The following is a 19,578-nucleotide window of genomic DNA, read 5'->3' as shown; positions in this document are numbered from 1 at the left end:
CAGGAAGGGAGGCCTTCGACAGGCTCAGGCCAAACCGGGTGGTGAGTATGAGTTCCACGATCAGGGCCGAAGAGGCCGCGCATTTCGGCAAGCTCGCGGCGGAGTGGTGGGATCCGAAGGGCTCGTCCGCCATGCTCCACCGGCTCAATCCAGTGCGGCTGCGCTACATCCGCGAGCAGCTGAACCAGCAGTGGAACCTGGACGAGCATGAGCGCCGGCCACTTGCCCGCAAGGCGGCGGCGGATGTCGGCTGCGGCGCGGGCCTGCTCTGCGAGCCGCTCGCTCGCCTCGGCGCCGAGGTGGTCGGCATCGACGCCGCCCCTGAGAACATCACCGCGGCGCGGCTCCATGCCGAAGGGCAGGGGCTCAGGATCGACTATCGCACCGGCAGCATCGACGTGCTGGGCGCCGAGCCGTTCGACCTGATCACGTCCATGGAAGTGATCGAGCATGTCGACGATCCGGCGGTCTTCGTGCGAGGGCTGGCTAAGGCCTTGGCGCCCGGCGGCCTGCTGATCCTCTCGACCCCCAACCGGACACCGCTCTCCCGCCTGGCGATGATCACGCTGGGCGAGGGCTTGGGCGCCATCCCGCGCGGCACGCATGATTGGGAGCGGTTCCTGACCCCCGACGAACTGCGGGTGCACCTGGAGGCGGCAGGGCTGGAGGTGCTCGACGTGACCGGCCTCGCCTTCGGTCCCGCACGAGGCTTTCACCTCAGTGAAGAGCTGGGCTTGAACTATCTGGTGACCGCCCGCGCGCGGGCCTGAGCGGACCTGCACATTCCGCACAATCCGCACGTTCCGCACGTTCCGCACGTGCATTTCATGAATTCCCGGTGCCTCGGAGCGGAGTCGCGATTTACTTATTGAAAGAGCCGCAGCGAGGCTAATCGAGCCTGGGCGATGTAGGACAGAGAAATCGAGGGTCGGCTAAGGGTGGTTAGCAGACATCACAACCGCTCGCGCGAGAGCCATTGGGTAGTAGTGTTGCGCCACAGGAACGCAGCGGCGCCGATGTTGCACCCCATTGTTACCGCTCCTAGCACAGCATCAGTGTCGGAGATCGGCAGCTGCACCCCGCGACTTATGACGAGGATCGAGCCGAAGATCACGAGCAGACCACTAAGCAGAAGAAGGCCAGTCCATACGAATCTGCCGACGCGACTTCGGCCACGCGACACCCAGAGCACAATGGCAGTTTGAACGACGGCATCGGCGAGTATGGGCCACAGGGGCGGTGGAGCCTGCAAACCGGCGATGGTCGCGAGAAGTATCGCAGTTCCGCTCAGGAGCTCAAAGTTGCGAACTTCGGCTGGCCGCTCGGGCTTCAAGGGTCCGCTCTGCATTGGCGCGTGTTGTCAACCAAACTCGACGTCCGCAACGGGTGGTCAGCGCACAACTAGCCCCTCTCCCCTTGAGAGAGGGAGGGCCAGCGTCCGCAAAGCGGACGTGGGAGGGTGAGGGGGGTACTCCGTTACCTCCGAGGTTCCCCCTCACCCCGCTCGCGCTGCAGCGCGAGTCGCCCTCTCCCTCAAGGGGAGAGGGGCTGAGTCCGGCATGAACCCTTAGCCAACATGGACCCTCCCTAACGCCCACCACCGATCAGTCGTTCGTAGAAGCCGATTGCGCGCATATAGTCGGTGATGCTCACCCGTTCGTCATTGCCGTGGAAGCGAGCGAGGTCGGTGGGGCGCATCGTGGTCGGCGTGAAGCGGAGCGTGGCGGCGGCGAGGCCTTCGTAATAGCGGCCATCGGTGGCGCCGAGCACCAGGCCGGGCGCCACGGGCACGTGCGGATAGGTCGCGCGGATGGCGGCTGCGAGCGTCTTGAATCCGGGCGAGTCGGTGCTCGCGGGGCGGCTCGGGTCATGCCCGCCGGGGAGCGGGCGGACGGTGACGCCGGCATCGCCGATCACCTCCCGGTCCCGCGCCACGACGCTGGCGATCGTGTCGCCGGGCAGGATGCGGTGGTTGACGACGGCGCGGGCGCTTTGCGGCAGCACATTGTCCTTGGTACCGGACTGGATGATCGTCGGCGCGGTAGTGGTGCGCAGCGCTGCGGCCGTGCGCGGATTGTTCGTCAGCTGACGCGTGATCAGGCCGCCGGTCAGCCAGCGATTTGCAATGGCGGTGCGCATCGGCCAGTCCATATAGGGCGCGACCGATGTCAGCATGTCGCCGGTCAGGCCCTGCAGACGGGGCGGGAACGGATCGGCGGCGAGCCTGTCGACCGCGCGCGCGATCTTGACCGCGGCATTGTCGGGCGTCGGCATGGAGCTGTGACCGCCGACGCCGCTCGCGCTCAGCTCGACCGAGACATAGCCCTTTTTCCGCCATGCCGACGACGGCGACCGGGCGGTTCACGCCGGCCAGCACGCCGTCGAGCACGGCATAGCCTTCGTCGAGGGCGAGACCGACCTTCGCGCCCCGCTGCTTCAGCAGAGCGGAGATGGCGCGCGCGCCGGTCCCGCCGCGCTCTTCGTCATGGCCGAAGGCGAGATAGACGGTTTGGCGCGGCCGCTCGCCCCGCGCGAGCATCCGTTCCACCGCTTCGAGGATGGCGACGAGCGACATCTTGTCGTCGATCGTGCCGCGTCCCCAGACGAAGCCGTCCGCCACCACGCCGGCAAAGGGCGGGTGCGTCCACTTGCTCGCGCTGGAGCCCTCGATCGGCACCACGTCCTGGTGGGCGGCGAGGAGGAGGGCGGGGGCGCCGGGATCGGTGCCCGGCCAGGTGAAGAGCAGGCTGTGGCCAGCCACGAGCTCATGCTTCAGCGTGGCATGGACGCGGGGGTAGCTCGCGGCGAGATGGGCGCGGAACGCGTCAAGCACCTCGGGGACGGCGGGGCCCGCTTCGGTGGAGATGGTCGGGATCCGGATCGCTGCGGCCAGGCGCTGGACGGCGGCTTGATCGATCGCGGGCGGCGGCAGCGGTGCGCCGAGCTGCTCCGGGCGCAGGCGCATCGTGTTGATGGCGAGGACGGCGATGAGCAGCGCCACTGCCACCGAGAGAACCAGCAAGATCCGCTTCAGCATTCCACCCCCGTCATCCCGGCCTCGAGCCGGGATCCCGCTTCTTTGTTGCCGCAGTTGAAGGCTAGCGGGACCCCGGGTCAAGCCCGGGGTGACGCGCTAAAGGCGCGTCAGAAATCCACCTTGTCGTAATGGGTGGGCGGGCTGATCACTTCCATCCGTTCGGACAGCAGGGGGCGGAAGCTGGGGCGGCTTTTGAGCGCGGAATACCAGCGCTTCGTCTGCTCGTGGCCGCGCCAGTCGATGCCGCCCAGATAGTCGGCGACCGAGATATGCGCGGCGGCGGCGAGGTCCGCGAGGCTCATGGTCGCGCCGCCGAGCCAATTGCGGTGATCGAGCAGATAGTCGGTATAATCGAGATGGTTGAGCGCGAGCTTCATCGCCTCGCGCAGCACCCGTGCATCCGGGCTGGCGCGATCGATCAGCCGTTTCTTCATTCGCTCGTGCATCAGCGGCGCGACCACATCGTCGAAGAATTGCTGGTCGAACCAGGCGACCAGGCGGCGAATCTCCGCACGATTTTCCGCCGTGCCGTTGATCATCGGCGCCTTGTTGACGGTCTCTTCGAAGAACTCGCAGATCGCCCAGCTGTCGATCAGGACCTTGCCCTTGTCCTTCTCCGCCATCACCGGCGTGCGGCCGGCCGGGTTCATGTCGAGAAACTCGTCCTGCCGCTCCCAGGGAGACTCGCGGACGAGTTCGTAGCCGACGCCCTTCTCGCCCAGCAGCAGCCGGACCTTGCGCGAAAAGGGGCAAAGCGGAAATTGGTAGAGCTGCCACATGGAGGCTCGTGTTAGGGGCGAAGCGGCGAGGGGGGAAGATGCCGGCCATGTTGTTTCTGCTCGGCGCGGCGATTGCGCTGAACTGGGCTGGCCGCCAATGGCCCGTCGCCTTGGCCGGCGCCGTGCTGCTCGCCGTGGCGGCGGGCACGACCCTTCCGGATATCGACCAGCTGCTGCCGCTCGGTCACCGGAGCGCGCTCACCCATTCGCTGCTGCCGGCGGCGCTCGCCCTGCTGTGGCGCGAGGGGCGAGCGGTCGCGGCCGGGCTGGCGCTCGGCATCGGCCTGCATCTGTCGGCCGATCTGTTCCCCGAGGCGATGCGCGGCTTTGCGACGGTCAAGCTGCCGCTGGCGGGCACGCTTGGTTGGCAGGCTTCCTATATGTGGATCGGTGCGAACGCGTTAGCATGCCTGGCGCTGGGCGCCGTGCTGCTCGGCCAGCTGCTCGGTCCGAGGCTGGCGCTGGCGACGCTTGGGCTCGTGGCCGTGATCGGCATGGCCTATCTGTTCACCGTCGATGGCGGCTGGTGGGCACTGGCGATGTTCGGCGGCACGGGGTGGCTGGCGTTGCGGCGGGGAGCCCCCGTTTAGTTCCCCTGCGAAGGCAGGGGCCCAGAGTCGGCGCCATATGGGCTCCTGCTTTCGCAGGAGCACGCGAGGGTTCAGCCCGGAAAACGCTCGAACTTCGGCAGTTCGTCGAGCTTCTCGACCCAGCCGAGATGTTCCGCCCACTGGATGTGCGCGCCGGGCGGCACTGCGTCCGCGTCATCGAGCGTCGCGCTCTGCACATCGACGATGCCCGGCAGGAATTTCTCGTTGATGTAGTAGAGGCCGGTGCCGCACGCCGCGCAGAAATAGCGGCGGCCATGTTCCGACGAGGCGTGCTCCCCGGCCTCGCCCTGCGTCACCGCGAAATCCTCCGACTTGTGCGCGATCCAGCCGACCATCGGCGCGCCCGAGGATTTCCGGCAATCGCTGCAATGGCAGATGGCGTGGTGCAGGACTTCGCCTTTGGTCTCGTAGCGCACTTCGCCGCAATGGCATCCGCCGCTTGGCATATATCTCTCCCGTTCTCCGGCGAAGGCCGGAGCCCAGACCTACACGCTGGTGCGGCGGAGGTGAATGGACTCCGGCCTTCGCCGGAGAACCGCTATTCCGCTGCTACCGCCTCCGGCGTGTCGCTGAAGGGGGTAGGGCAGGCGGCCGAGCATTTCCTTGGGCACCACCTGCCAGAAGCAATCGCGCCAGCGGTCCCAATCGTCCAGGATCCCGTTCGCCCATTTGCTGTCCGTCGCTTCGGCATGCTCGCCGATCAACGCGCGCAGCTTCATCTCCCAGCGCACTGAATCGAGCCGCTGCCAGACGATGCTCTCCGGGTTGGCGCGACGTTCGAAGCTGCCGTCCACGTCCAGCACGAAGGCCATGCCGCCCGTCATGCCGGCGCCGAAGTTCATCCCCGGATTGCCGAGGATCACCGCCGTGCCGCCGGTCATGTACTCGCAGCCATTGGCGCCGCAGCCTTCGACCACCACCGTCGCGCCGGAGTTGCGGACGGCGAAGCGCTCGCCCGCCTGGCCCGCCGCGAACAACTTGCCGGCAGTCGCGCCGTAAAGGACAGTGTTGCCGATGATCGTATTGTCCTGGCTCTTGAGCGGCGAGCTGACCATCGGCCGCACGACGATGATGCCGCCCGACAGGCCCTTGCCGACATAGTCGTTGGCGTCGCCGAACACGTCGATGCGGATGCCCTTGCACAGGAAGGCGCCGAGCGACTGGCCGGCGCTGCCGCGCAACCGGACCTGGACGTGACCGTCGGCAAGGCTGCTCATACCGAAACGCTGCACCACTTCGGCTGAAAGCCGCGTGCCGACGGCGCGGTGCGTGTTGCGGACATTATAGGTCAGCTGCATCCGCTCGCCCCGCTCGAACACCGCGCGCGCGTCGGCGATCATCTGCGCGTCGAGGCTGTCCGGCACTTCGTTGCGGAAGGTGTTGAGGCTGTAGCGCCGTTCGTGATCCGCGGCGTCCACCTTGGCGAGGATCGGGTTCAGGTCGAGATCGTCGAGATGCTCGGCGCCGCGGCTGACCTGGCGCAGCAGCTCGGTGCGGCCGATCACTTCGTCCAGCGAGCGGAAGCCCAATTTGGCGAGAATCTCGCGCACTTCCTCGGCGATGAAGCTCATCAGGTTGATGACCTTCTCAGGGCTACCGGTGAACTTTGCCCGGAGCTTCTCGTCCTGCGTGCAGACGCCGACCGGGCAGGTGTTCGAATGGCATTGCCGCACCATGATGCAGCCCATCGCGACCAGGCTCAGCGTACCGATGCCGAATTCCTCGGCGCCCAGAATGGCGGCGACGACGATATCGCGCCCGGTCTTGAGCCCGCCATCGGTGCGCAGCTTGATGCGGCCGCGCAGACCGTTGAGCGTCAGCGTCTGATTGACTTCGCTCAGGCCCATTTCCCACGGCGTGCCGGCATATTTGACGCTGGTCTGCGGTGAGGCGCCGGTGCCGCCGACATGGCCGGCGACCAGGATCACGTCGGCGTGCGCCTTGGCGACGCCGGCCGCGACCGTGCCGATGCCAGCCGAGCTGACCAGCTTCACGCACACCCGCGCACGCGGATTGATCATCTTCAGGTCGTAGATGAGCTGTGCCAGATCCTCGATCGAGTAGATGTCGTGATGCGGCGGCGGGCTGATGAGGGTCACGCCCGGCGTCGCGTGGCGGAGCTTCGCGATCATGTCGGTGACCTTGAAGCCGGGCAGCTGCCCGCCTTCGCCGGGCTTGGCGCCCTGCGCGACCTTGATCTCGATCTCCTCGCAGGCGCCGAGATATTCGGCCGTCACGCCGAAACGGCCGGAGGCGATCTGCTTGATCACGGAGTTGGCATTGTCGCCGTTCGAATAGGGCTTGTAGCGCCTGGGGTCCTCGCCGCCTTCGCCCGACACCGCCTTCGCGCCGATCCGGTTCATGGCGATGGCGAGCGTCTCATGCGCTTCGGGCGAGAGCGCGCCCAGGCTCATGCCGGGCGTGACGAAACGCTTGCGGATCTCGGTGATCGCCTCGACCTGATCGATCGGCACCGGCTGCTTGGCGTAATTAAACTCGAGCAGGTCGCGCAGATAGATGGGCGGCAGGTCGCGGACCCCGCGCGAGAATTGCAGATAGGTCGAATAGCTGTCGGTGCCGACCGCGGTCTGCAGCAGGTGCATCAGCTGCGCGGAATAGGCGTGCGTCTCGCCGCCATGCCGCTGCCGATAGAAGCCGCCGATCGGCAATGTCGCCACGGCCGGATCGAACGCCGCCTGGTGCCGCATCTGGGCGTTCAGATGGACCGACGCATAGCCCTCGCCCGAAATCTTGGCCGGCATGCCGGGGAAGAGGTCGTTCACCAGCGCGCGGCTGAGGCCGACCGCCTCGAAGTTATAGCCGCCGCGATAGCTGGAGATGACGGCGATCCCCATCTTCGACATGATCTTCAGCAGGCCGTCGCCGATCGCCTTCTTGTAGCGCTCGACGCATTCTTCGAGCGAGCGCTGACCGAACAGGCCGCGCGCGTGGCGGTCGGCGATCGATGCTTCGGCAAGCCAGGCATTCACCGTTGTCGCGCCGACGCCGATCAGCACGGCGAAATAATGGGTATCGAGGCATTCGGCCGAGCGGACGTTGACCGAGGCGTAGGAGCGCAGGCCCTTGCGGACGAGATGCGTGTGCACGGCGGCCGCGGCGAGCACCATCTGGATGCTCATCCGATCGGGGCCGATATTCTCGTCCGTCAGGAACAGCTCGGTCTTGCCCTCGCGGATCGCCCGTTCCGCTTCCGCGCGGATCGAGGCGATCGCGGCGCGCAGCTGCTCGGGGCCGCCATCGGCGGGATAGGTGCAGTCGATCACCGCCGCCTGCGGGCCGAAATAGGCCTTCAGCCGGTCCCAGTCCGAACAGCTCAGCACCGGCGTGTCGAGCACCAGCACGTTCGAGTTCTGCCCCTCGACGTCGAGGATGTTTGCGAGATTCCCGAACCGGGTCTTCAGGCTCATCACCCGCGTTTCGCGCAAAGAGTCGATCGGCGGGTTGGTGACCTGGCTGAAATTCTGCCGGAAGAATTGCGCGATGTTGCGCGGCTTGTCGGAAATGACCGCGAGCGGCGTGTCGTCGCCCATCGAGCCCACCGCCTCCTTCGCATCCTCGACCATCGGCGCGAGGATCAGCTCCATATCCTCGAGCGTCTGCCCGGCCGCGACCTGCAGGCGGGTGAGCGCCGCCCTATCGTTCCCCTGCGAAAGCAGGGGCCCATGTGCGTGGGACTCCTGGGCCCCTGCTTTCGCAGGGGAACAGGCGGGAAGGTCGTCGAACGTCCTGAAGCCCGCGACCATCCGTTCATACGGATGCTCGGCCGCGACCCGCGCCTTGATCGCGCTGTCCTCCAGCACTTCGCCCTTGTCGAGATCGACCGCGATCATCTGGCCCGGGCCGAGCCGCCCCTTGGTCAGCACGGTCGATTCCGGCACCACCACCATGCCGGTCTCGGAGCCGACGATCAGCAGCCCGTCCTGCGTCTGGGTGAAGCGCAGCGGGCGAAGGGCGTTGCGGTCGACGCCCGCCACCGCCCATTTGCCCTCCGTCATCGCGAGCGCCGCCGGGCCGTCCCACGGCTCCATCACCGAGGCGAGATAGGAATACATGGCCCGCTGGTCGGGCGGCAGATCGACGTCGCCCCACGCCTCGGGCACCAGCATCAGCTTGGCGGTGGGCGCATCGCGGCCGGAGCGGCAGATCGCTTCGAACACCGCGTCCAGCGCGGCCGTGTCCGACGCACCGGCGGGGATCACTGGCTTGATGTCCTCCGAATGGTCGCCGAACGCCAATGAGGCCATCTTGATCTCATGGCTCTTCATCAGGTTCTTGTTGCCGCGGATCGTGTTGATCTCGCCATTGTGCGCGAGGCAGCGGAACGGCTGGGCCAGCCACCATTGCGGGAAGGTGTTGGTCGAATAGCGCTGGTGGAAGATCGCGACGCGGCTCTCGAACCGCTCGTCGGTCAGGTCCGGGTAGAAGTGGCTGAGGCTCTCCGCGAGGAACAGTCCCTTGTAGACGATCGAGCGGCAACTGAGCGAACAGATGTAGAAGCCGGCGATCTGCGCCGCGATCACCTTCTTCTCGATCCGGCGGCGGACGAGATAGAGGTTCTTCTCGAACTCCTCCGCCGCCTGCTCGCCCGGCAGCGGCCCGGCGATCATGATCTGCTCGATCTCGGGCCGCGTCGCCTGCGCCTTCTGGCCGATCACCGAGATATCGACCGGTACCTGCCGCCAGCCATAGATGGTGTAGCCGGCCTCGATCACCTCGGCCTCGACGATCGTCCGGCACGTCTCCTGCGCGCCGAGATCGGTGCGCGGCATGAAGATCATGCCCACTGCCAGCCGGTTGCGCCGCACCTTATGCCCGGAATCCTCGATCGCCTCGTCGAAGAAGCGGGTCGGCAGATCGACCAGCAGCCCGGCCCCGTCGCCCGTCTTGCCATCGGCATCCACGGCGCCCCGGTGCCACACCGCCTTCAGCGCCTCGATGGCGGAGGCGACGACACGGCGGGAGGCGCGGCCATCGGTCGTGGCGATCATGCCGACCCCGCAGGCATCGGACTCGAAGTCCGGCCGGTACATGCCTTCAGAGGCAAGACGTGTGCGCTGATCAATCATGCGGCGATCCTTTCGGATGCGGGCGCGGCTGCCCTTGCCTTCAGCCACTCGTGCATTTTCTCCGCCACGTCCCGGCCGTCGCGGATGCCCCAGACGACGAGGCTGGCGCCGCGGACGATGTCGCCGGCAGCGAAGACGCCGTCCAGGCTGGTCATCATGCTCTTGTGATCGACACGGAGCGTGCCCCAGCGGGTGACGCCGAGTTCCGGCGTGCCGAACATCGCCGGCAGCGGCTCGGGATCGAAGCCCAGCGCCTTGATGACGAGATCGGCCTGCAGGTGAAAGCCGCTGTCGGGCTCAGGCTCCGGCATGCGCCGACCGCTGGCATCGGCGGCGCCGAGGCGCATGCGCGACGCGCGGACGCCGGCGACCCAGCCATTCTCAGCGATCTCGAAGCCGTCCGGCGCGGAGAGCCAGATGAACTCGACCCCTTCTTCCTCGGCATGCGCGACTTCGCGCTGCGACCCCGGCATGTTGGCGCGGTCGCGGCGGTAGAGGCACTTCACGCTGGCGGCGCCCTGGCGGATGGCGGTGCGGACACAGTCCATCGCCGTGTCGCCACCGCCGATCACCACGACATGCCTGCCCTGGGCATCGAGCGCGCCGCTGTCGAATGCCGGCACCTGGTCGCCGAAGCTCTTGCGGTTGGACGCGATCAGATAGTCGAGCGCTTCGACGACGCCGCCGGCATCCACGCCCGGTGCCTTGATCGCGCGCGCCTTGTAGACGCCGGTCGCGATCAGCAGCGCGTCGTGGCGGTTGCGGAGCTCGGCAAAGGGCAGGGCGCCGCCGACATCGGCGCCGAGATGAAAGACGATGCCGCCCTCCTCGAGTCGCGCGATCCGGCGCATCACGACATGTTTTTCGAGCTTGAAGCCGGGGATGCCGTAGGTGAGCAGCCCGCCGGCGCGGTCGTGGCGATCATAGACGTGCACGTCATAGCCCGCCCGCCGCAGATACTCGGCGGCGGTCAGCCCGGCGGGTCCCGCGCCGATGATCCCGACCGACGCTCCCCGGGCGCGACCGGGCACCAGCGGCTCGACCCAGCCTTCATCCCAGGCCTTGTCGGTGATGAAGCGTTCGACCGAGCCGATCGTCACCGCGCCGTGACCCGAAAACTCGATCACGCAATTGCCTTCGCACAAACGGTCCTGCGGGCAGATGCGGCCGCAAATCTCGGGCATCGAAGAGGTGGCGTTCGACAGCTCATACGCTTCGCGCAGCCGTCCCTCGGCGGTCAGCCGCAGCCAGTCGGGGATGTGGTTGTGCAGCGGGCAGTGGATCGAACAATAGGGCACGCCGCATTGCGAACAGCGCGCCGACTGCTCCTCCGCAGAGGGCGTGGCATAGCGGTCGGCGATTTCGCGAAAGTCTTCGGCGCGCAGCTCGGCCGGCCGCTTGGCCGGATAGGCCTGCGACGTGTGAACGAACTTCAGCATCGGGTTGTCGCCCATGCGCGCCTCCTCCGGGCGCATATCGCAGTGTTGCACGGGCAGAGTCACGCGCAAAAACGGGGTAGGGTCAGCTAGACTGACTAATTATAAGGTCGCGGGCGGTTAAGCGGTTGTTGTCGCGCCTCCAGCATCTTCTGAATAGTTCCGTATGCTGACCTATCGTGCCAGCAGCCAGACCAAAGCGAGCGAGCCCGCGACGATGCGATACCAGGCGAAAGGCGCGAATCCGTGTTTGGAAACAATGCCGACGAACCAGCGGATGACGACCACCGCGACGATGAAGGACACGACGAAACCGACGCCGATGAGCCCCCAATCGACGCGCCCGCTGGTCAGCTGATCCTTGTGCTTGGCGACCGACAATACGGTCGCGCCGAGCATGGTCGGCACGGCAAGGAAGAAGCTGAACTCCGCCGCCGTGCGCCGCTCGATGCCGAGGGTGAGCGCGCCCATGATCGTCGCGCCCGACCGGCTGACGCCGGGGATCATGGCCAGGCACTGCATGAAGCCGACGCCCAATGCCTTTTTCCATGGCACGGCGGCGACGCCCGGCTCTTCGCTCGGCTGCTTGACCAGCGCTTCGATCACCAGAATGGCAATGCCGCCCAGCACCAGCGCGATCGCCACCACCTGCGCATTCTCCAGCAGCGCCTCGATGCGGTCGATCAGGATCAGGCCGATCACGGCCGAGGGCAGGAAGGCGAGCAGCAGGTTGCCGAGAAAGCGCCAGCTGGTCTGCTCGCGCCCGAACAGCCCGACCGCGACCGCCCAGAAAGTGCGCCAGTAGAGCACGATCACGGCCAGGATCGCGCCCAGCTGGATGATGACGTTGAACGTCGCCCAGGTTGCCGCGTCATAGCCGAGCAGCTCGGCCGCCAGGATCAGGTGGCCGGTGGAGGACACGGGCAGGAACTCGGTCAGCCCCTCGACGATGCCGAGCAGAATGGCGGTCAGGAGCAGGGGCATTAGATCATCCGTTCGTTTCGAGCCCTTCGACGCCGCCTATCGGCGTCGCTCAGGATAAACTACATCGAGAAACGCCCGCGCAAACGTATCTCGACTTCGCTCGATACGAACGGGCAAAGCGGCTTCAGCCCTCGACCGTCTTCACGCCGCCGAAGCGACCCTGCTTGCGGTACTGGACCAGCCAGCCCGGGGCGACGGCGGCGAGCGGCGTCGGCGTGATTCCGAAGGCCTCGAGGCCGGCGGCGCCATCGGACGCGACATTGTCCTGCTGCAGCATCAGCCACTGGTCCCAGTTGATCGGCGCGCCCGGTGCCCAGCCGGTCAGCCGCGCCATCGCCCCGGCCACGGCGTCCGGCACTTCGACGAAGTGCGGCTTGTGCCCGGTCCATTCGGCGAGCCGGCCGAGCAGGTCGCGCATCGCGATCGCCTCGGGCCCGGCAATCTCATAGGTCTTGCCGGCATGCTGCTCCGGCACGCAGACGGCCTGCTCGATCGCCTGGGCGAGATCGGCGACGAAGACCGGCTGAAAGCGCGTGGCCCCGCGCACGACCGGCACGATCGGCAGCCGCACCATACCGGCGAAGCGGTTGGTGAAGGCGTCCTCGCGGCCGAAGATGATCGACGGGCGCAGGATGGTGGCGTTCGGGAACGCCCGGCGGACGGCCTGCTCGCCCTCTCCCTTGGTCCGGCCATAAGCGGAGGGCGAGTCGGGATCGGCGCCGATCGCCGACACATGCACCAAGGTCTGCACGCCGGCCGCGGCCGCCGCCTCGGCAACGATGCCGGCTCCATCGGCCTGCACCGCGGCCATGTTGTCGAAGCTGCCGACGAGGTTGAGGACCGCGCTGGCGCCGGCGACGGCGCGCTCGATCGAGGCGCGGTTGCGCACATCGGCGGCGAGGAATTGGGTCTGGCCGAGTGCGCCCAGGGGCTTCAGGAACCAGGCGTCGCGGGGGTCGCGCTGGGCGATGCGCACGCGAAAACCTTCGCCGCCGGCAAGCAGTTCCTGCACGGCATAACGGCCGACAAAGCCGCCGCCTCCCAGCACCGTGACGATCGCGTCCTTCATGCACAAGCTCCACTGAACGCTCGCGCCTTTGGCCGTTCGAACCTTTGTTGACAAGGCCATGGACCCGCCGCTAAGCGCCGCCGCCTACCCCGTGCCCAGATGGCGGAATTGGTAGACGCACCAGCTTCAGGTGCTGGCGCTCGCAAGGGCGTGGAGGTTCGAGTCCTCTTCTGGGCACCAATACTGGCTCTGGATACGTCCAGCAGCGTCCAGTAAGCAGCTTGTCTCCAGCATTTTCTCAGAGAGAATCGCCGAATGGAATCCGGGCTCATCCGCCCCGAAACCATCGGCATACCATCAGCTTTGATGGTGCCGGCAAGCCCTTTGGAACTGGCCATGAGTCCGGCCTCGCGCCTTGCCTTGCCCATGGCTTCGAAAGCCGAGCATCGGCGGAACGATCCGTCTTCCGGACGGCCGACCTTTGCCCATGATCGCCGATTATTGGGCAAAGAAAAGCTTTTGGCGCCGCGCCTTCAGACCGGTACCGCGATAATAGGGTTTCACCCAGCCATCGGTCTCGTCGAGGAAGATCGCCTTGCCGGCATCCGCATCATCATCGTCCTTCGCAGCGATGTTGCGGAAGTAGAAATGGCGTAAAATGCGATCGTACTCGGTAAGATAGATGTCCGCGACGCGCGTATCGCCCCGGATCAGCAGCATGTTTTCGTCGTTGCTGGTGAGCGAGGCGTCGCTGAAATTCGCCGAGCCGGTGAAGACCAGCGGATCGTCGGACAGCAGGTCCATCATCAGCACCTTCAGGTGCACGAAGAAGATATTTCCGCGCTTCCGGAACAGCTCCTCGTGCAGGAACCATTGCTCGAGCTTGAAGCCGGGGATCGGCCGGCGCAGCGTCGCCTCGCCCTTGTCGTTCAGCGCCCAAACCTCGCCGAGCACCTGGCCCGGGACCACAATAATGTCGCGGTCATGATTGGCGGAGAGCAGCGCCTGGGTCTTCCGCGTCGGCGGCTTCTCGAGCATGATGTAGCGCAGGATGTCACGATCTTCGGCGAAAGCGGACGCAAGCCGCTCGTTCACACCGAACGCGCCAGTGAACATCACCACTTGCCCGGCGTCGCGAATGCGGTCGGCATACCATTTGAGCATTCGCGCGCTGCCACGCGGAGAGAACAGGCATGTCACGCCCTGCGGAAGCGCTGCCTCGGGGTCGGGGGTCAATGTCTCCAACTCCGGCTGCAGTTCGTCGGCCAACGGGTCGCCACTAAGCTGCTGCCAATAAGCCAGGAATGTCGCGGCTACGGCCGGATCGTGCACGACGTGGCCGACATTGGCTTGCCCCAGAAACCCGGATTCGGTGAAGTTGGTGGAGCCGGTCCATACCGACATCGCGCTGCCGACATCATCGAGCCGAACGATGAACTTGTTGTGAGGAATGTTCTCGCGGTTGATCCGCTTGATCAGGCGATCAGCGGGAAAGTGGAGTTTGGTGAGCGCATTTATGGCGGATGTGGTCGCCGAAGTCGGCTGCTCGACCCCTTTCACCTTCTGCGTTCCCGCTTCGTGGACGACCATGACATCGACGCCACGGCCAATGGCGCGCTTCAGCGCCTTGATCACCGGCGGATAGGTGAATTCGTAGGCGGCGACGCGCAATGCCTCTCCGGGCTTCGCATCGTCGATGTACCGGAGGCACGCCTCGAGCAAGCCGCGTGACAGCCATCGGGTCGCGGGATCCTCCGGGTCGTCGACATTCTCAGGTCCCCGATTGCCGAACTTTGACGCGAACGCCTGACTCGCGATGGCACCGCGATTGAAGAACACGCTGTGGTGCTCGCCCCATTCTTCCTCGGTCCGAATCTCCACGACGAGCGGGTCGCGATGATCGAGCGCATCGACCTGGCCGTATACCGGATGGACCTCGAACACATAGTCCGTGCCCGGCTTGGCGGTATAGTCCGCCCAAAGCATGCTCTGCACCGGGTAATCCCAAGTCGAGAATTGGGCTGACGGCACGGGATTGGGTTCGATCGAGGGGAACACTTTCTTGCCGCGCAGCCAGCGCGCTGACCCGGCGCCGGCCCTACGCTTGATCGCAAAACCCAGCAGGCCTTCGCGCGCGCCCTCCGCGACATCGAAACACAGCATCACCGCGTAGGTGCCGGCGATCGCCCGGACCTTGAACTCCCCATTTTCGACAATCGGACTGCGCATGCGCCCCTCCCGGATTGATGTCGGTGTTGGTCTTCTGCTCCTCGACTGGATCACTTCGGTAACGACCCAAACTACTTCGCCCACGTGCTCCCGCAAAGCATCATCCGGTCCAATTTGATCTATCCGGCAGGTCGGAAGGAAGGGCGGAATCAGTTTTCTGCCGCCTGATCAAGGTCGGCGTCACGTAGGAAGGCTCCGGCGGCGACGCTCTTCGTATCGACGCCGTCACGTCTGCAGCTTTGCCGCAGTTTCTACGGTATACCGATGTAAAGGCTGGTTAAAAATTCGGGCCCAGATCGGTCGGCTGGAGGAACGATCCGGATGCCCATGGAAGCTGATTCTGCCCGTTTGGTCGAGCTCGAACAGCGGTGCTCGCTGCTGCAGACGGTGATCGACAGCGTTCGCGACCTGATTTTCGCCAAGGATCGCGGCGGCCGCTTCATCCTGTCCAACAAGACCTTGCAGGATGCCTGCGGCCTCGCCGTGGGCCAGCGGACGACGGACCTGTTCGACGAGGGCCTGGTGCAGGGCTACGAAGCCGCCGACCAGATCGTGATCGCGACCGGCCGCCCGCTCGTGGTCGACGAGACCATCCCGATTCTGGGCGAAGATCGGCAGTTTCAGACGGTCAAGGTGCCGTGGATTTCCGATGGCGAGGTCAAGGGCGTGATCGGCGTCTCGCGCGACCTGACCGAACGCATGGCCGCCGAAGCCGCGCTGAAACAGAGCGAGTGCCTGCACCGCGGCATCCTCGAGGCCAGCGCGGACTGCATCATCGTCATGAGCGTGGCGGGAGAGGTGCAGCTCATGAACGGTCCCGGGGCCAAAGCGCTGGAGCTCGACACGCCGGCGGCCGCGATCGGCAAGTCCTGGTCCGACCTCTGGCCCAAGGCGAACCGGCGCGCGGCCCTGGCCGCGCTCGGCAAGGCGGCACGGGGCGAGGTCGCACGCTTCACCGCCCGGCGACTTGCGGAAGGATCCCCGCGCTGGTGGGACGTCATGGTCACGCCGATCGTGGATGATATGGGCGCGGTGACGCGCCTGCTGTCGATCTCGCGCGACATCAGCGAAAGCAAGCATTCGGCAGAGCAGCTCCGCTGGACCAGCGAGCATGATGCCCTGACCGAACTGGCCAACCGTCATGCATTCCAGGCACGGCTGCAGGCAGCCGCCCTCCGCACGATGCGGACGGGCCGACCGTTCGGGCTTCTCCTGCTCGATATGGACCGGTTCAAGCAGATCAACGACACGCTGGGGCACGCCGCCGGGGACGATCTGCTGCGCTCCTTCGGCCATGTGCTGAAGCAATGCGTGCGGGAGACCGACTTCGTCGCCCGGCTCGGCGGCGACGAATTTGCCATCATCGTCGATGGCGTGAAGGATGCCGAGAGCCTGGAGCGCGTCGGCAACATGATCCTCGACCGGCTGAACGTCCCGATGCGGGTCGCCGGCCGCGAGGTCAGCGCGGGGGCAAGCATCGGCGGCGCCCTCTTTCCGGGCCAGGCCGCCTCAGCCAATGAACTGTTGAACAACGCGGATATCGCGCTCTACGCCCTCAAGGGCTCGGGCCGGGGCGGCACGCGCATCTTTCACGGCGCGATGCGGGAGCAGGCGCAGCAGGTCGCGTCGCAGCTCAACCTCGCGCGCGTGGCGCTGTGCGCGTCCTCGGTCGTGCCCCATTATCAGCCGAAGGTGAATCTCCGTACGGGGCGCCTGGTTGGCTATGAGGCCCTGCTCAGATGGATGCACCCGCAATGGGGCTTGCAGCTGCCCGCCACCGTGCAGGAGGCGTTCAAGGAATATGAGCTCGCGTCGAAGATCGGCGATCTGATGCTCGGTGCGGTGGTCGCCGACATGCAGCAATGGCTGGGGCGGAACCTGTCGTTCGGGCGAATTTCGATCAACGCCGCGCCCGCCGAGTTTCTGCGCGACGATTATGCCGAGCGGCTGCTCCGCACGCTCGAGGCGAGTGAGATACCGACCCATCTGATCGAGGTCGAAGTGACGGAGCATGTGTTTCTGGAACGCGGCTCGGAGTTCGTCGAACGGGCGCTGAAATTGTTGAATAGCCAGGGCGTCCGCATCGCGCTCGACGACTTCGGCACCGGCTATTCATCCCTTTCGCACCTGCGCGACTTCCCCGTGGATGTGGTCAAGATCGATCGATCCTTCGTGGAGCGAATGGTCGACGAGCCGGAGATTTCGGCAATCGTGTCCGCCGTGATCAGTCTCGCAGCCGATCTCAACATCGAAGTGGTGGCCGAAGGGCTCGAAACGCAGCAGCAGCGGTGCATGCTGATGCAAAAGCGCTGCAGCTTCGGCCAAGGCTATCTGTTCGGGCGCCCGGTCACCGCCGCGGAAGTGGAAGCTTCCCTCAGGCTGGACAAGGCGGCCTAGCCCGGCAGGGCACGCGTAACCGTCTGGTCATTGTTCGGGTCACGGCATGGCCGAGAGTTGGAGATTGATGCCGACGAACCGGCGCGGCTGCCCGCATGACGGCGGGACGATCCGACCGAGGCCCAAGATCCAGCGCGGGTCGGCGTCCCCACGGGTTCGATAGCTCGCCCGGAACATCCCGCCGGTGGCGATGGCATCTTCCAAGGCTTTCCTGGCGGCGGGAAGGTCTTCCGGATTCACGCTGTCCTCCCAGCGCCGTTCCGAAACGGGAACAAACGGTGCGGCCGCGATGCCGTGCATCGAGAGGCTTCTCGCGCAAAGCCGCAGCGTCCTTTCGGCCAGATCATAGTCCCACAAGCCTGCGCCCGCGCCGGCCTGCGCAAGGTTCAGCCGTTCGAATGCCTCTTCGGCGCGCAGTCGCTGCAACTTCAGCTCGGTGATGTCGGTCCCGGTCCCGACCATGCGCCGCGCCTCGCCGGTCTCGGCGTCCCGGTCCACGACCCGCCCCCGATCGAGATTCCACCGCCATTGGTCCTGCCCGTCGAGCACCCGATACTCCGCGCAATAGGGGTCGCTGGTCCCGAGCAGATGCTGCGCGAGCAGCCGTTCGAGCCCGGGCAGGTCTTCGGGATGAATGCGCGATTTCACCCACTCGAACGTCGACGGAACCGCGCGGTGATCATAGCCGAGATTGCGCAGATAGCCGGGCGACATCTCGATGCGGCCGCTGCTCACGTCGAAATCCCAGGCGCCGTCACCCGATGCTTCCAGCGCCAGCCTCAGCCGCTCCTCGCTCTGGCGCAGCGCGATCAAGGCCATGCGCGTCTGGGTCAGATCACGGAAAAAGACCTGCAGCCCGCTCGGGATCGGGCGAACGCTGACGTCGAACCATTTTGCGAGATCGGGCTCGTAAAACTCGAACCGAACCGGTCTCCGTTCGCGGGCAGCTTCGCGCATCTGCGCGAAAGCGATGGTCTGCCGAGCGGCCGGAAATGCGTCCCACAGGTTCAGGCCCGTCAGGTCCCGCTGGTCCGCGATGGCCTCGATCGCCGCCCTGTTAAAGTAGGTAAAGCGCTCGTCGCGGTCCAGCAGGAACACGCAATCGGTGGTGCCTTCGAGCACGTCGATGACCGACGGAAGGGTGGCTTCGAAAGGGGTGCCCTGCCTTGTCCGGCGCTGCCTTGCCGATTGGTTGGGGCTGTACGCCGGCGCCAGGGCGGACGCGCCGATCTGGTCGGCGTCGCAAAGCGGCGGGATGCCAGCCGTCGTTGCCAGCCGGACCGCGGCCGCCGAGTTCCTCGCTTCCAGCTGGCTGAGCATATGGGCGCTGTGCATCTCGACCGTCCGGGGACTGAGTTCCAGGCGGCGCGCGATCTGCTTGTTGGTCATGCCCCCGACCAGTCCCTGCAGCACCTGGCGCTCGCGTTGCGACAGCCGCGCCAGGCGCGCGAGCGCGACCTGCCGGAGAGCCAGATTTTCCCGGCTGTCGGCATGGCCCAGCCGGGCCTTTTCCAGAGCGACGATCAAGTCGGCGCCGCAGGGCGCCTCGACGCAGTCGATCGCTCCGGCCTTGACCGCGGCAAAGGCAAGGGGCGCCGGCAGCGAGTGGCTGAGGATGATGACGGGCGAGCGCGGCGAGCGCGCGCCGATCGTGGCGATCTGCTCGCCGAGGTCTGACAATTCAGGGCCGGCGCCGAGCAGCACACATCCGGGTGCGGCAGGGACAGTATCGAGAAATTCGGTGACGGTCGAATAGGGCCGCGGCGAATAGCCCTGCTTAGACAGATAATAGCTTGTTTGCGCCCTTAGTCCCTCAGCTTCCTGAATGATGTGAACGACCGAGAACATTCCGCCCTAACTACAATGCTTTGGTGTGGGCCTAGCAGTGCAGCACGGGCGCGTCGAACGAAGCTCATACAGTAGGATCACGGTAAGCGGGGGGAATGGCCCGCCGTTGACCGGCGCTGTGCCACGGCCGTCAACCGGCCGCTTCGGAAAGCCCTGCCGCT

Annotated in this window: 10 protein-coding genes, 1 tRNA gene and 3 pseudogenes; 4 read left to right on the top strand and 10 right to left on the bottom strand. The window is 66.1% G+C overall.

Annotation, left to right across the window (positions count from 1 at the left end; genetic code table 11):
- Window positions 1–47: 47 nt before the first annotated feature.
- Window positions 48–770, top strand: a complete 723-nt coding sequence (ubiG, locus tag HJG53_RS06705) for a bifunctional 2-polyprenyl-6-hydroxyphenol methylase/3-demethylubiquinol 3-O-methyltransferase UbiG (protein ID WP_171128828.1) — start codon at window positions 48–50, stop codon at window positions 768–770.
- A gap of 817 nt (window positions 771–1,587) precedes the next feature.
- Here the strand turns inward: ubiG and HJG53_RS18635 are convergent.
- The 3 genes and pseudogenes from HJG53_RS18635 to HJG53_RS06690 all read right to left on the bottom strand — a co-directional run.
- Window positions 1,588–2,316, bottom strand: a pseudogene (locus HJG53_RS18635) (M20/M25/M40 family metallo-hydrolase); the annotation flags it as partial.
- Window positions 2,317–2,476: 160 nt separating this feature from the next.
- Window positions 2,477–2,965 (bottom strand): annotated as a pseudogene (locus HJG53_RS19090) (M20/M25/M40 family metallo-hydrolase); the annotation flags it as partial.
- A gap of 179 nt (window positions 2,966–3,144) precedes the next feature.
- Complete coding sequence (locus HJG53_RS06690) at window positions 3,145–3,816, bottom strand: glutathione S-transferase family protein (RefSeq protein ID WP_171128824.1); 672 nt, start codon at window positions 3,814–3,816, stop codon at window positions 3,145–3,147.
- Between the two features lie 38 nt (window positions 3,817–3,854).
- On the opposite strand from HJG53_RS06690, the gene HJG53_RS06685 reads away from it, so the two are divergent.
- On the top strand, window positions 3,855–4,406 hold the full coding sequence (locus HJG53_RS06685; protein ID WP_217352670.1) for a hypothetical protein: 552 nt from the start codon (window positions 3,855–3,857) through the stop codon (window positions 4,404–4,406).
- Between the two features lie 71 nt (window positions 4,407–4,477).
- Here HJG53_RS06685 and HJG53_RS06680 read toward each other — a convergent pair whose 3' ends face one another.
- The 5 genes and pseudogenes from HJG53_RS06680 to HJG53_RS06660 form a co-directional block, all read right to left on the bottom strand.
- On the bottom strand, window positions 4,478–4,873 hold the full coding sequence (locus HJG53_RS06680; protein WP_171128819.1) for a GFA family protein: 396 nt from the start codon (window positions 4,871–4,873) through the stop codon (window positions 4,478–4,480).
- 92 nt (window positions 4,874–4,965) lie between these two features.
- Window positions 4,966–9,514, bottom strand: a pseudogene (gene gltB / locus HJG53_RS06675) (glutamate synthase large subunit).
- Window positions 9,511–10,968 (bottom strand): NAD(P)-dependent oxidoreductase, encoded by a 1,458-nt coding sequence (locus HJG53_RS06670; protein ID WP_171128817.1) that lies wholly within the window; start codon window positions 10,966–10,968, stop codon window positions 9,511–9,513. The pseudogene gltB and the gene HJG53_RS06670 overlap by 4 nt, the downstream one beginning before the upstream one ends.
- Window positions 10,969–11,124: 156 nt before the next feature.
- Window positions 11,125–11,934: an undecaprenyl-diphosphate phosphatase gene (locus HJG53_RS06665; protein ID WP_171128815.1), complete on the bottom strand. Its 810-nt coding sequence runs from the start codon at window positions 11,932–11,934 to the stop codon at window positions 11,125–11,127.
- A 124-nt stretch (window positions 11,935–12,058) separates the two neighbouring features.
- On the bottom strand, window positions 12,059–13,003 hold the full coding sequence (locus HJG53_RS06660; RefSeq protein ID WP_171128813.1) for a complex I NDUFA9 subunit family protein: 945 nt from the start codon (window positions 13,001–13,003) through the stop codon (window positions 12,059–12,061).
- A gap of 93 nt (window positions 13,004–13,096) precedes the next feature.
- Between HJG53_RS06660 and HJG53_RS06655 the strand changes: the two genes are divergently transcribed.
- Window positions 13,097–13,183, top strand: a tRNA-Leu gene (locus tag HJG53_RS06655).
- Window positions 13,184–13,441: 258 nt separating this feature from the next.
- Here the strand turns inward: HJG53_RS06655 and HJG53_RS06650 are convergent.
- Window positions 13,442–15,172, bottom strand: coding sequence for a phospholipase D-like domain-containing protein (locus tag HJG53_RS06650; RefSeq protein ID WP_171128811.1), 1,731 nt, complete (start codon window positions 15,170–15,172; stop codon window positions 13,442–13,444).
- Window positions 15,173–15,499: 327 nt separating this feature from the next.
- Between HJG53_RS06650 and HJG53_RS06645 the strand changes: the two genes are divergently transcribed.
- Complete coding sequence (locus HJG53_RS06645) at window positions 15,500–17,569, top strand: bifunctional diguanylate cyclase/phosphodiesterase (RefSeq protein ID WP_217352669.1); 2,070 nt, start codon at window positions 15,500–15,502, stop codon at window positions 17,567–17,569.
- Between the two features lie 39 nt (window positions 17,570–17,608).
- Here the strand turns inward: HJG53_RS06645 and HJG53_RS06640 are convergent, their stop codons facing one another.
- Window positions 17,609–19,417, bottom strand: a complete 1,809-nt coding sequence (locus HJG53_RS06640) for a PAS domain-containing protein (protein WP_171128807.1) — start codon at window positions 19,415–19,417, stop codon at window positions 17,609–17,611.
- Between the last annotated feature and the right edge of the window lie 161 nt (window positions 19,418–19,578).

The sequence above is a fragment of the Sphingomonas sp. ID1715 genome (genome assembly GCF_013044515.1).
GTDB lineage: Bacteria > Pseudomonadota > Alphaproteobacteria > Sphingomonadales > Sphingomonadaceae > Sphingomonas_B.
Note: the sequence above shows the minus strand (reverse complement) of the source record. Positions and strands in the feature narration are given on the sequence as shown.

Bases quoted from the DNA above. Each gene is read 5' to 3' on its own strand.
- ubiG (WP_171128828.1), top strand. From the start codon at position 48: ATGAGTTCCACGATCAGGGCCGAAGAGGCCGCGCATTTCGGCAAGCTC.
- HJG53_RS06690 (WP_171128824.1), bottom strand. From the start codon at position 3,816: ATGTGGCAGCTCTACCAATTTCCGCTTTGCCCCTTTTCGCGCAAGGTC.
- HJG53_RS06685 (WP_217352670.1), top strand. From the start codon at position 3,855: ATGCCGGCCATGTTGTTTCTGCTCGGCGCGGCGATTGCGCTGAACTGG.
- HJG53_RS06680 (WP_171128819.1), bottom strand. From the start codon at position 4,873: ATGCCAAGCGGCGGATGCCATTGCGGCGAAGTGCGCTACGAGACCAAA.
- HJG53_RS06670 (WP_171128817.1), bottom strand. From the start codon at position 10,968: ATGGGCGACAACCCGATGCTGAAGTTCGTTCACACGTCGCAGGCCTAT.
- HJG53_RS06665 (WP_171128815.1), bottom strand. From the start codon at position 11,934: ATGCCCCTGCTCCTGACCGCCATTCTGCTCGGCATCGTCGAGGGGCTG.
- HJG53_RS06660 (WP_171128813.1), bottom strand. From the start codon at position 13,003: ATGAAGGACGCGATCGTCACGGTGCTGGGAGGCGGCGGCTTTGTCGGC.
- HJG53_RS06650 (WP_171128811.1), bottom strand. From the start codon at position 15,172: ATGCGCAGTCCGATTGTCGAAAATGGGGAGTTCAAGGTCCGGGCGATC.
- HJG53_RS06645 (WP_217352669.1), top strand. From the start codon at position 15,500: ATGGAAGCTGATTCTGCCCGTTTGGTCGAGCTCGAACAGCGGTGCTCG.
- HJG53_RS06640 (WP_171128807.1), bottom strand. From the start codon at position 19,417: ATGTTCTCGGTCGTTCACATCATTCAGGAAGCTGAGGGACTAAGGGCG.